Source organism: Blattabacterium sp. (Cryptocercus kyebangensis) (genome assembly GCF_003226855.1).
Taxonomy (GTDB): domain Bacteria; phylum Bacteroidota; class Bacteroidia; order Flavobacteriales; family Blattabacteriaceae; genus Blattabacterium.
On sequence record NZ_CP029820.1, the window covers coordinates 65,395 to 78,525 of the forward strand.

Genomic DNA, 13,131 nt, shown 5'->3' on the forward strand with positions numbered 1-13,131 from the left:
TTTAATCTATTTTTAGAATGAGAAAAATTTTTTTTCCGAACTGAAGTAAAATATATTTTTTTTTTATTACATTCTCTTTTTTAAGAAGTATATTTTCTCTGATTATTTTTTTATTTATAGAAATGGAATTTAAATTTAAAGCACGATTAGCCTCACTTTTAGACTTAAAAAGGCTGCTTTTTTTTAATAAATCTAATAAAAAAATACCTTTTCTAAACTCTTTTTTAGGTAAAATCATATGTGGAATATTCTCATATAGAGAAATAAGAATCTTTTCATTTAAAGATGACAATAAATTACTTGTATATTTTTTTCCAAATAAAATATGCGAAATTTTAAACACTTTTTCATAAGATTCTTTGCCATGAACCCATTTAGTTATTTCCGATGCTAATTTTCTTTGTAATAATCTTTTTTCTGGATTTTTTCTATGTTTTAAAATTAATTTTTCAATTTTTTTTTTTGAAAAAAAAGTATATATTTTGATAAAATTTTCAATTTCAACATCCGAAACATTCATCCAAAATTGATAGAATTTATATGGAGAGGTACGATTTCCGTCTAACCATATATTTTCCCCTTTCTCACTTTTTCCAAATTTTAATCCATTAGTTCTTGTAACTAAAGGAAAAGTAATTCCATATGCTTTTTTCCCTGTTTTTTTTTTAATAAGTTCTATTCCAGTAGTTATATTTCCCCATTGATCAGAACCACCCACTTGTAGTAAACAATTTTTTTTCTTATTTAAATAAAGGAAATCATATCCTTGTATAAGAGTATAAGTAAATTCCGTGAAAGATATTCCTTGATGTTTTTTATTATTTTGAATACGTTTTTTAACAGAATCTTTAGATATCATGTACTTTATAGTAAAGTATTTTCCTATATTTCTGACAAATTCCAAAAAAGAAATATTTTTAATCCAATCAAAATTGTTTATAAATTCTATTTTTTCTGAATAATTATTTAATAGTTTAGATAATTGTTTTTTAATAGATTCTATATTTTTTTGCAATGTTTCTTTATTTAAAAAAATTCTTTGATCATACTTTCCTGATGGATCTCCTATAAAACCTGTTGCCCCACCAATTAATATTAAAGATTTATGCCCCATTTTTTGAAAGTGAATTAATATAATAATTGGGAGTAAGCTCCCTATGTGTAAAGAATCCGATGTAGGATCGAATCCCATATATATAGTAGTCTTTTTTTTTAATTGTTTTTCTACACCAGGAACTCTATTTTGTATTAATCCCCTCCAAGAAAGTTCATCAATAATGTTTTTCATGTTAAAAATTAAGGTATCTTTATAGATTTAGTTTGTATTATGAAACTTTTCCTAAAAAAAACTATACAATATAATTTTTTAACTTTTTTTTTTAGTTTCATTCATATAATATGGAATTTTTTTTTTATGAAAAAAATTTTTTTTTATTAAAAATATATATTTTTTTATTGCCTATTAGTAGTTTTTTTTTCTTTTTTTATTTGTTAACGATAAATAAAAAAACTGATTTATATATTATATTTTCAATTTTACAGTTATTTTGTGGTATTTATATATTTTTTTATTTGATTATTAAATATGATATTTTGAATTCAATTAAAACTATCATTAATTTTATTTTTTCATATCTTATGATTCTTTTTTTCAAGACTATATTTTTGATAAATTATAGGAATAAAAAAATTTAATAAATTATTAAAAATTATTTTCTTTACTTTTTATGGTTTTTTTTAGAAAAAATAGATAGAATAGAATTTTTATAATCTACACTTACAAAAGTTAAACAATCAATTTTATAATAAAGGACCATAATATAATGGAAGTATAAAAAAATTTATTCAAAATAGATTCTATACTTCTATAGATCTTATTGAGATTAAAATTTTTTCAAATACTGTAAAGAGGAGGAAACTATATATATAAAAATATGAAATATATCAAAAATCACTAATTTTTTTTTCTATAATTGGAATTTTTGGATTTAAAATTTCAGAAATTTTATTAATCAGTAATGGTAGAAAAATTTTTACATAACATTCATATGTAATAAACTTTTTTTTTTGATGAAAAAAAATTACAGGAATTGTTAATATTGAATTATTTTTATCTTTTTCTGGTGAAACAATAGAAATAATTGGTGGATGAATTTTGCATCCTAAAAAGATAGTGGATTTAAACCATAAATACATATAAATCAGTAATTGCATAGTATTTCGATAATTGGGATCTTGAAATATATTTTCAATTTTATTCAAAGGAATATGTATTTTTTTTGTTTTTGATATTCCTATTTTATAATCAATAATACGTGTAATTCCATCATATTCGTCTATTCGATCTATGATTCCATATAAATTAACTTTATGATTCCCAATGTCCAATATTGTAGAAGTACTAAATTCTAATTCTTTAATCAAAATTTTATGACCTTTATGAACAAATTTCTCCTCCCAGGAAATAAAATTTTTTATATAATTTTTTATTATAGAATTGATTAACATATTTTTACCTTTTATAAAGGGATTTTTTATAGATTTTAATAATACTTTTTCTGTAATATATTCGTAATTTTTTTTCATTTTATTGATCCAATCTATAGTAATTAAATATCCTTTAATAGGATGATATAAGATTTCTAATATTTTGTGTATTATTTTTCCTACTTGTTGTTTTAGCGAAATTTTTTCTGGATCATTTAATCCAAGAATTTTTTTGTAGTAAAAAAGAAGAGGATTATAATTATACAGATTAATGGAAGAAGGAGATAAACCATTAGTAGATATTTTATCTAAACGTTGAATCATTGATTCTGTTTTTTTTATCACAATAGGAGATATTTTCGATTTTGAAAATAGAAATGGAAAATTTTTTTTCTTTTCTGTGATAAGTTTTGAACTTATTTCTATTTGATGAATAAAACGACTTTTTTCTCCAGAATTAAGTTCATCTGGTTGATTTTTGTAAATCAAATAAATATTTCTTGAATTTCTCAAAATTTTTCTAAAATGATAATGGTAAATTTCTTCATTTTCTTGAAAAATGGGGAGATTGAATTTATTTCTAATATCAAAAGGAATAAAAGTATTATATTTTTTTATTCTATCTGTTGGAATAAAACCTTCATTAACGGAAGTTATAATTGTATTTTCAAAATTTTCAAAATTGGACTCCATAAATTCTATTATATGCAATCCTTTTGGATTATTTCGTCTATATGGTATTTTTTCTGTATTTATAAATTGTTTATAGATATTGAATAAGTCTTTTATTCCAAAAAAATGATTTTCTGCTTTTCTGACTAATATTTTTATTTTTTGCATATAAATCTCCAATTTCGAAAGAAATTTTAATTCTAATAAATGTTTTTTTGAATTTGAAAAAAATAGAATTTTCAATTTTCTAATAAAACTTAGAATACCAATAATACATTTCTTAGTATTATGAGTTTTTATTTGAAAAATGATATTTATATCACTTTTAGATAAATATTTATTTATTGTGGATTCTGGAATAAAATTTGAATTTTCCGTATTCCATTTATCTACTATAAACGATAAATTTTTTTTGATAAAAAATTTTTGTATATACCCATCTGATAATATTCTTAGTATATCTTTTCCATAAAATTTTTTTAATTTTTCCTTTTTTAACAATAATTCAAAAATTGAAAAAAATGTAGAATGAATAGGGAGATTTTTTAATGGATAATTGATGGATATAGATAGATTTTTACCTAAAATTTTTTTTAGGGAATTAAATAATGGGATCGCTAAATATTTATCTCCTAAAATAAGACCAATTTTATATGGTTTTACCCCATTTTTTATCATTTTATAGACCAATTTTTCTACTATTTTAACTTGTTCTATTTCTTTAGAAACACTAATGATTTTTATATGATTAAGATAAATATCGTTTATTGAAGTTTTTTTTATCTTTTTTTTAATGAGAAAATCGGAAGGATCTTTTATTAGCATATTTTTTTTATACAAATTATATATAGATCCTTTTTCTAATTGTATTATCTTTTTTATGAATTCTTTTTCACATTTATTTAATAGTTGTAGTCTGGAAATAAATAGTATGATTCGTATATCTAAGTTTTTTGATAAAAAATTATTTAAACGAGAAATAGCTATTCTAAAAATCATTCCAGTATAACCGATCCCTTTTTTTATAAGAATGTTTTTAAGAATTTTATAGGATTCATAAATTTCTCTCCAAAAAAGTAATTTTTTTTTTCTATTAAATTATTTTCTAGATTAGGATTCCATTTTTTAATTTTTTCGGTAGAAATGATATAAGAAAAAAAATATTCAATATTAATCAAATTAAGATCCAAATCTTGGAAATCATTTAAAATATTAGGAGCCCATTTTAAAAAATCATTAAATTTTTTGGATAAATCACTATTTTCTTTTTTTAAAAGATAAAAAAAATGAAAAAGTATATGAGATTTATGAAAAATATACAAACCGGATATTTTTTCTATAAATTGTTCTATTGTATATATTTCTGTAAAAATATTTTTTTTAAACTGGTGTTTTTTTTTAATATATTCTATAATAGAATCGTTAAACGATATCAATATCAATTTTTTTTTCAAATATTTTTTTTGCATTAATAAATATTGAATTATTTGATCAATTTTTTTTATCACAATAAAAAATTTTGTTTAAACGATTTCTTTCAAAAAAATATTCTATTTTTATTTGATCTTTTTTTATTTGTTTTTTCAGATCCTGAAGGGATCTAAATTTTTTTTCTTCACGAATTCTTTTAACGATAAAAATATCAATTTTTTTTCCATATATTTCTTGATAAAAGTCGAAAATATGCACTTCAATTTTTATTTTTTTATTTTTTTTATCAACAGTAGGACAGATTCCTATATTCATCATCCCTTGATAAAAAGGATTAAAAATATTTATTTTTACAGCATAAACTCCTTTTTTTGGAATTAATTTTTTTTCATCTATTTGTATATTAGCTGTGGGAAAATCTAATGTTTTTCCTATCCCTTTCCCTTTTATCACATAACCAGATAAGCTATATAAATAACCTAAAGCCTTATTAGCCCATTCTATATTTCCTTTTAAAAGAGATTTTCGTATATTGGTAGAACTAATAATTTTTTTTTTATATTTATAAGGATTTACTTGATAAAATTGGAATCCATATGATTTAGAAAATTTTTTTAATTGATGGGAAGATCCATCTCTATTTTTTCCCAAATGAGAATCATATCCAGTTATAATTTTCTTAATTTTCATTTTAGAAAACAAAATTTTTTGGAAAAAATCTTTAGTTCTTAATTTTGAAAAATCTTGGGTAAAAGGATGTACAATCAAATGTTCTATTCCGGTTTTTTTTATATGATGGATTCTTTCAGAAAGAGTATTTAAATATAGAATATTTTTTCTTGGAATTAGTACTTCTTTAGGATGTGGATTAAAAGTTAGTAAAACAGAACAATACTTTCCTCTTGCTCTAAAAATTAAATTTTGAATCACTTTTTTATGTCCTATATGAACTCCATCAAAAAAACCAAGTGTAAATACACACGGTAAAAAGGAAGAAAATTCATCAATGAATGAATAAATTTTCAAAATTTTTTATCTTTTTTTCTCTTACATTTATATTTACAAATATATATGATTAACGTATACTATATAATACTAATTAATAGTTTTTTTTAAATGGCATGAATAAAAAAAAATTAAAAGGAAAAATAATTAAAATTATAGGACCAGTTATTGATGTTTCTTTTAAAGATGGATCTTTTCTTCCTAAAATTTACGATGCATTAGAAGTAAAATTATCCAAAAAAAATAGAATTATATTAGAGGTTCAACAGCATATTGGAGAACATAGTGTTCGTTGTATTTCTATGGAAGTAACAGATGGATTAAAAAGAGGTCAAGAGGTGTATATTATAGGAGGGCCAATTAGTATTCCTATAGGAGAATCTATTAATGGTAGAGTCTTTAATGTTTTAGGAGAACCTATTGATGGATTATTCCCTTTAGATCAATCTAATTCTAGACCTATTCATAATAGACCTCCAGAATTTAAAGATTTATCTACAGATACAGAAATATTATATACGGGGATCAAAGTTATTGATTTGATTGAACCTTATCCAAAAGGAGGTAAAATTGGATTATTTGGTGGTGCTGGAGTAGGAAAAACTGTTTTAATACAAGAGTTAATCAATAATGTAGCGAAAAAACATGGGGGACATTCTGTATTTGCTGGTGTAGGAGAAAGGACAAGAGAAGGAAATGATTTATTACGAGAAATGTTAGAATCAGGAATTATAAAATATGGAGATTCATTTATGGAATCTATGAAAAAAGGATATTGGGATCTTTCTAAGGTAGATAAAGAATCCTTAAAGAAATCTAAAGCCGTTTTTGTTTTTGGACAAATGAATGAATCTCCAGGAGCAAGAGTTAGAGTAGCATTATCAGGATTAACATTAGCGGAATATTACAGGGATCAAGTTTTGAAAAAAAAAGGACAAGATGTTTTATTTTTTATAGATAACATATTTAGATTTACTCAAGCTGGATCAGAAGTTTCTGCTTTGTTAGGTAGAATTCCTTCATCTGTAGGTTATCAGCCTACTTTATCATCTGAGATGGGATCTATGCAAGAAAGAATTACATCTACTAAAAAAGGATCTATTACTTCAGTCCAAGCTGTTTATGTTCCTGCAGATGATTTAACAGATCCTGCTCCTTCTATTACATTTTCGCATTTGGATGCAACAACAGTTCTTTCAAGAAAGATAGCTTCTTTGGGAATCTATCCAGCAATAGATCCATTAGATTCTTCCTCACGTATTTTATCTCCGGATCTCATAGATAAAGATCATTATTATTGTGCGCAACGGGTTAAAGAAATTTTGCAAAAATATAATTCTTTACAAGATATCATTGCTATTCTAGGTATAGAAGAACTTAGTGAAAAAGATAAATTAATAGTTTATAGAGCTAGACGTGTTCAACGTTTTTTATCTCAACCATTTCATGTAGCAAAACAGTTTACGGGTATGGAAGGAGAATTTGTAAAAATTGAAGATACAATTAAAGGATTTAATATGATAATGGATGGGGAATTAGATCATCTTCCGGAAATGTCTTTTAATTTAAAAGGTACTATTGAACAAGTTATAGAAACAGGAAAAAAGATTTTATCTTCTACATAGCAGATATTATGAAATAATATGCAGGTAACGATTATTGATTTTAAAAAAATCTTATATCAAGATATAGCAATTTCTATTATAGCTCCTGGATTGAATGGTTATTTTCAAATATTAGAAAATCATGCTTCATTTATTTCTGTATTGGGTTATGGATTAATAAAATTAAGTAAATCATTTAATGAAAAAATTTTTAAAATAAAAATAAATGGAGGATTTTTACGAGTTAAAAATAATTTTGTTGTAGTTATTTTATAGAAATCTAGATTTAGAAGAGATTATTTTCATATATTCTTTTCTATTTTTAAAAATTTTTATAGCACTAAAAATAGCTTCTTTAAAAGAATTTTCATTGGCAATTCCTTTTTTAGCAATATCATATGCTACTCCATGATCTGGAGAAGTACGTATATGAGAAAGACCAGCCGTAAAATTAACTCCTTCATTAAAAGTTAATGTTTTAAAAGGGATTAACCCTTGATCGTGATACATTGCTAAAACAGCATCAAAATTTCTATAACTATTATTTCCAAAAAAACTATCTGGGGGATAAGGCCCAAAAACTAATAATCCTTGATCTTGAAATAAAATATCAATAGCTGGTTTAATTTTTGTTTTTTCTTCGTCACCTAATAAACCATTTTCTCCTGAATGAGGATTACATCCTAAAACGGCAATCTTAGGTTTTTCTATAGAAAAATCAATTTTTAAAGATTTATGTAAAATTTTTATGGATTTTAAAATTTTTTTTATGGTTATTTTTGAACTAACATTTTTTAATGGTAAATGATGGGTCATTAATGCTATTTTTAATGATTCATGAATCATTAACATTAAGGATTCTCCATCTAAAACACTTTGTAAATATTCAGTATGACCTAAAAAATGAAATCCTTTAAAATTCATCCATTTTTTGTTTACAGGGGCTGTAACAAGCACGTCAATTCTTCCATCTTTTAAAGCTTTTGTTGCTTTTTTTAAAGATGAAATAGGATATTTTCCTGATTCAGGGGTTATTTTGATTAAGTCAAATCTAACATCTTCTTTCCATATATTTAAAACATTGATTTTATAATCGACAATTTCTTTTAAGTTTTTTATTTCTCGTATATTATTTACTTCAATATTTAAAATTTTTCCATAATAAGAACATAATTTTGTAGATCCGAATAAAACTGGGGTGAAGAAATCCAAAAGTTTTTTTTTACGACATACTTTTAAAAATATTTCTATTCCTATTCCATTAATATCTCCTGTTGAAATTCCAACTTTTATTTTCTTTTTTTTATAATTCATAGCATATTATGAAATAAATATTTTAATTTAAAAAAAATATGGATAAATTTCAATTATGTTTACTGGTATAATAGAATGTACTACTCAAGTACATCGATTAAATCATCAAAAAAATAATCTTTTTATTACTTTTAAAAATCCATTTTTAGATCAGATTAAAATTAATCAAAGTATTTCCCATAACGGAATATGTTTGAGCCTCATAGAGATAAAGAATGGTACTTATTCAGTAATAGCATCGGAAGAAACTTTACGTTGTACTAATTTAAATTTTTTAAAGGTTGAAGATGAAGTTAATTTAGAACGTGGAATGAAAATTCATGAAAGATTGGATGGACACATAGTACAAGGACATATAGATACAATAGCTAAAATTATTGAAATAAATAGAAAAAATGGTAGCTGGTTATTTTCTTTCAAATCTAGAGAAAAATTAGAAAACTTAGTTGTAGAAAGAGGTTCTATTTCTGTTAATGGAATTAGTCTGACTATAACAAAATGTACTAATAAAATATTTAGTGTATCTATTATTCCTTATACTTATGAAAAAACAAATCTTCATTTTATGAAGGTTGGAGATTTTGTTAACCTAGAATATGATATACTTGGAAAGTATATTATAAAAAAATTCATTTTTTTGGAATAAAAATTTATTCTATTTTAGGTTCTCCAGATAAAATTTCTTTATCCGTGTATTTTCTGTATATATCAAAATTCTTTATAAATTTTTTTACAAGATTTTCTACTTGATTTTGATATATTTTCTTATTTTTCCATGTTTTTTTTGGATTCAAAATATTTGGAGATATACCTGGACAGTATTTTGGAATATAGAAATTGAATATAGGATATTTTTCGTAATCTACGCTAGATAAACATCCATCTAAAACACATTGAACAATTTTTCGTGTATATTTTAATTTTATACGAAATCCCCTAGATTCCCCTAAAGAGATAAGTCCTGTATTTACCATCCATACTTTTATTTCCGAATTATTTAATTTTTTTATTAGCATTTTTGTGTATTGAACAGGATTTAATGGCATAAATGGAGCACCAAAACAGGAAGAAAAAGTAGCTTGTGGTTCCTTTATATTTAATTCTGTTCCAGCTACTTTAGAAGTGTAGCCCAATAAAAAATAATAAGCAGATTGTGCTTTATTTAGTTTTGCTATAGGAGGTAATACACCAAAAGCATCATAGGTTAGAAAAAAAATATTTCTAATATTGGAAGAAAGTAATTTTTTTTCGATGTTTTTGATGAAATCAATAGGATAACTTACTCGCATATTTTGTGTAATAGAATCATTAAAAAAATCCACTTCTTTGGTCTCTTTTTTTAAAATTACATTTTCCAACATTGCTCCTTTCTTGATAGCATGATAAATCATAGGTTCTTTTTCTTTAGAAATACCCAATATTTTTGCATAACAACCTCCTTCAAAATTAAAAATAATATTGTCATCAGTCCATCCATGCTCATCATCACCTATTAATTTCCTATCAGGATCATTAGAAATAGTAGTTTTTCCAGTTCCAGATAATCCAAAAAAAAGAGCTGTGTCTTTTTTTAATTTACCAATATTTGCAGAACAATGCATAGGAAAAACATTTTTATATATAGGAAGTATAAAATTGAGAACAGAAAAAATAGATTTTTTTATTTCTCCTGTGTATCCTGATCCACCAATTAATACAATTTTTTTTTTAAAATTTAATATGGTAAAATTTTTTCTATTTGTTCCATCCGTCCTTGGATTAGCCTGAAATCCAGGAGCACATAGTAATAACCAATCTGGTAAAATTTTTTCAATTTTAGAAATTCTAAAAAAAAGATTATGAACAAATAGATCAGACCATGGATATTCACTAATAGAACGAATATTAAGTTGATAACGTTTATCAGAACAAAGATATCCATCTCTTACGTATAAGTTTTTTTCGGATAAGTATCCGACTACTTTTTGATATATACGATCAAATTTTTTAGAATCAAAAGATTGATTAAATTTTTCATCCCACCAAATTTTTTCATTTGTAATGTTATCTTTCACAATAAATCGGTCTTCAGGAGACCGTCCCGTAAATAAACCTGTATTTACGGATAAAACTCCTGATTTGGTTTCTACCCCCATTTTATTTTGAATAATTATATTTTGTAATTCTTCAGGAGATAATTGCCAATTATTTGAAGAATTTAATATTCCATAATTTTCTAGATAAAGAGAACTCATTTTCTATTGTATTTCTTAATAAAACAAATTTATATACGATTTATAAAAGTTTACTAATTTTGTGTTAGAAAAAATAAAAATTAAGATCCTATGTCTGATATTGCATCAAGAGTAAAGTCTCTTATTGTAGAAAAATTGAGTGTAGAAGAAAATGATATTTTTCCTAAGGCTAGTTTTACCAATGATTTAGGTGCAGATTCCTTAGATATAGTAGAACTTATTATGGAATTTGAAAAAGAATTTAATATTAGTATTTCTGATGAAAAAGCAGAAAAAATAACAACTGTAGGAGAAGCTATTGAGGCTATCCAAAATATTTTAGATGATAAAAAAAAAGAGGATAACAATTCTGATTAGAAAGTATTGATTCTTTTTTATATGTTTATGAAAGAATTAAATAGAGTAGTAGTTACTGGTCTAGGATCTATTACGCCAATAGGAAATAATTTAGAAGAATATTGGATTTCCCTTGTTAGTGGAAAAAGTGGAGCAGAACCTATTACCTATTTTGATACTAAAAAATATAAAACTAAATTTGCTTGTGAATTAAAAAATTATGATCCCAATATTTTTTTTAGTAAAAAAGAACAACGAAAATTGGATCCTTGTGCACAATATGGAATTTTAGCTTCCTCTGAAGCCGTAAAAAATAGTGGAATCAATTTTATAGAAGAGAATAGGGAACGTATTGGAGTTATTTGGTCTTCTGGAATTGGAGGTCTTCTAAACTTAGAAGAGTCTATTTCTGATTATGTGGATGGAGGTAGATGTCCTAAATTCAGTCCTTTTTTTATTCCTAAAATGTTAATAGATATTACTGCTGGATTTATTTCTATGAAATATGGACTTCATGGTCCTAATTATGCTACTGTATCCGCTTGTGCCTCATCTTCTAATGCTATTGTAGATGCTTATCATTTAATATGTTTAGGAAAAGCGGATATTATGATAACTGGTGGGTCCGAGGCCGCTATTACACAAAGTGGAGTCGGTGGGTTTAATGCATTACATGCATTATCCACTAGAAATGAGGATTATAAAACGGCTTCACGTCCTTTTGATAAGGATAGAGATGGGTTTGTTTTGGGAGAAGGAGCGGGATGTCTAATCTTGGAAGAATACCAGCATGCTAAAAATAGAAAAGCTAATATATATGCTGAAATAGGAGGAGTAGGAATGTCTGGAGATGCTTATCATATAACCGCTCCTCATCCAGAAGGGAAAGGAATTATTATTGCTATGAAATCGGCTATAAAAGATGCTGGAATTGCATATAGAGAAGTTGATCATATTAATTCTCATGGAACTTCTACTATTTTAGGAGATCTTGCAGAAGTAAAAGCTATTCAAAAAGTTTTTCATGAAAGTATATATAAAATTGATATTAATTCTACTAAGTCTATGACAGGTCATTTATTAGGTGCAGCAGGAGCTATAGAAGCTATTGCGACTATACTTCCTTTAAGTAAAAAAATTATACCTCCAACTATTAATTTATTTCAAATAGATAAGAAAATAGATTCCAAAATTAATTTTACTCCAAAAAATGCAATAAAAAAAGAAATAAGAATTAGTATATGCAATACTTTTGGTTTTGGAGGACATAACGTTTGTATTTTATTTAAGAAAATAGATGTTAAAAGATGAAGATTCTATTTTAGTTAGTAGATTAAAGAAAATATTAGGATTTTGTCCCAAAAGAATAAGTTATTTAAAAGAAGTATTCATACATAGTTTTTCTCCAAAAAAAAGAAATAAAAATTATTATATAGATTTTCAAAGATTAGAATTTTTAGGAGATTCCGTATTAAATTCTATTATTTCTCATTTTTTGTATGAAAAACTTCCTGAAAAAAAAGAAGGAGAGTTAACTCAAGTACGATCTAAAATCGTATGTAGAAGAAATTTAAATGAAATTTTTAAAAAACTAACGCTAACAGAGATTTTCTTTAAAAAAAAGAAACCAATTATATCTGATAATATATTTGGAAATGCTCTTGAATCTTTAATAGGATTTATTTATTTAGAAATCGGATATCAGGGTTGTAAAAATTTTGTGTATAAAAAAATATTACATTTTCATGTAAATATTGCGAAATTGCAGAAGGAAATTTTTAGTTATAAAGTATGGATCATAGAATGGTCTCAAAAAAATAAATTTTTGATAAATTTTAATACTTTTAAAATAGAAAAAAATAAAAATATAATTACTTATTTATCTGAATTTACCATATCTGAATATGGAATTCAAACAGAGGGTAGAGGTCCTTCAAAAAAAAAATCAGAGGAACTTGCAGCAAAAAAAGCTTATTTTCTTATTCAAAAGAAGTGTAAAAAAAATATTTGATATTTGAAAGTTACAATGTATAAAAAAATTGATCAAG

The 13,131-nt window shown here is 24.2% G+C and carries 12 protein-coding genes; 6 read left to right on the forward strand and 6 right to left on the reverse strand.

Going from position 1 to position 13,131, the window contains the following annotated elements:
• Position 1: 1 nt before the first annotated feature.
• The 4 genes from tyrS to DM815_RS00335 form a co-directional block, all read right to left on the reverse strand.
• Entirely contained in the window at positions 2 to 1,288 is a 1,287-nt protein-coding gene (gene tyrS, locus DM815_RS00320) for a tyrosine--tRNA ligase (RefSeq protein ID WP_110508470.1), read from the reverse strand.
• Positions 1,289 to 1,944: 656 nt separating this feature from the next.
• A complete protein-coding gene (locus DM815_RS00330; protein WP_235610014.1) occupies positions 1,945 to 4,158 on the reverse strand; it encodes a PD-(D/E)XK nuclease family protein in 2,214 nt (737 codons plus the stop codon).
• A 23-nt stretch (positions 4,159 to 4,181) separates the two neighbouring features.
• Positions 4,182 to 4,667: a hypothetical protein gene (locus tag DM815_RS03160; protein ID WP_235610015.1), complete on the reverse strand. Its 486-nt coding sequence runs from the start codon at positions 4,665 to 4,667 to the stop codon at positions 4,182 to 4,184.
• On the reverse strand, positions 4,651 to 5,616 hold the full coding sequence (locus DM815_RS00335; RefSeq protein WP_110508474.1) for a bifunctional riboflavin kinase/FAD synthetase: 966 nt from the start codon (positions 5,614 to 5,616) through the stop codon (positions 4,651 to 4,653). Before DM815_RS00335 ends, DM815_RS03160 begins: the two co-directional genes overlap by 17 nt.
• A 95-nt stretch (positions 5,617 to 5,711) precedes the next feature.
• On the opposite strand from DM815_RS00335, the gene atpD reads away from it, so the two are divergent.
• Both atpD and DM815_RS00345 read left to right on the forward strand, forming a co-directional pair.
• Positions 5,712 to 7,220 (forward strand): F0F1 ATP synthase subunit beta, encoded by a 1,509-nt coding sequence (gene atpD / locus DM815_RS00340; protein ID WP_110508476.1) that lies wholly within the window; start codon positions 5,712 to 5,714, stop codon positions 7,218 to 7,220.
• 18 nt (positions 7,221 to 7,238) lie between these two features.
• Positions 7,239 to 7,475 carry a F0F1 ATP synthase subunit epsilon gene (locus DM815_RS00345; RefSeq protein WP_110508478.1) on the forward strand — a complete coding sequence of 79 codons (237 nt, stop codon included), beginning with the start codon at positions 7,239 to 7,241 and terminating at the stop codon, positions 7,473 to 7,475.
• On the opposite strand, the gene pdxA is transcribed toward DM815_RS00345, so the two are convergent.
• Positions 7,470 to 8,513 (reverse strand): 4-hydroxythreonine-4-phosphate dehydrogenase PdxA, encoded by a 1,044-nt coding sequence (gene pdxA / locus DM815_RS00350; protein ID WP_110508480.1) that lies wholly within the window; start codon positions 8,511 to 8,513, stop codon positions 7,470 to 7,472. The two genes, DM815_RS00345 and pdxA, sit on opposite strands and share 6 nt — an antisense overlap.
• Positions 8,514 to 8,568: 55 nt before the next feature.
• Between pdxA and DM815_RS00355 the strand changes: the two genes are divergently transcribed.
• On the forward strand, positions 8,569 to 9,159 hold the full coding sequence (locus DM815_RS00355) for a riboflavin synthase (RefSeq protein WP_110508482.1): 591 nt from the start codon (positions 8,569 to 8,571) through the stop codon (positions 9,157 to 9,159).
• 4 nt (positions 9,160 to 9,163) lie between these two features.
• On the opposite strand, the gene pckA is transcribed toward DM815_RS00355, so the two are convergent.
• Positions 9,164 to 10,747 carry a phosphoenolpyruvate carboxykinase (ATP) gene (gene pckA / locus DM815_RS00360; RefSeq protein WP_110508484.1) on the reverse strand — a complete coding sequence of 528 codons (1,584 nt, stop codon included), beginning with the start codon at positions 10,745 to 10,747 and terminating at the stop codon, positions 9,164 to 9,166.
• A gap of 90 nt (positions 10,748 to 10,837) precedes the next feature.
• On the opposite strand from pckA, the gene DM815_RS00365 reads away from it, so the two are divergent.
• The 3 genes from DM815_RS00365 to DM815_RS00375 are packed head-to-tail and all read left to right on the forward strand — an operon-like array spanning position 10,838 to position 13,094.
• Entirely contained in the window at positions 10,838 to 11,104 is a 267-nt protein-coding gene (locus DM815_RS00365; protein ID WP_110508486.1) for an acyl carrier protein, read from the forward strand.
• A 27-nt stretch (positions 11,105 to 11,131) separates the two neighbouring features.
• Positions 11,132 to 12,394 carry a beta-ketoacyl-ACP synthase II gene (fabF, locus tag DM815_RS00370; protein WP_110509346.1) on the forward strand — a complete coding sequence of 421 codons (1,263 nt, stop codon included), beginning with the start codon at positions 11,132 to 11,134 and terminating at the stop codon, positions 12,392 to 12,394.
• Positions 12,381 to 13,094, forward strand: coding sequence for a ribonuclease III family protein (locus DM815_RS00375; protein WP_110508488.1), 714 nt, complete (start codon positions 12,381 to 12,383; stop codon positions 13,092 to 13,094). Before fabF ends, DM815_RS00375 begins: the two co-directional genes overlap by 14 nt.
• The last annotated feature ends 37 nt before the right edge of the window (positions 13,095 to 13,131 follow it).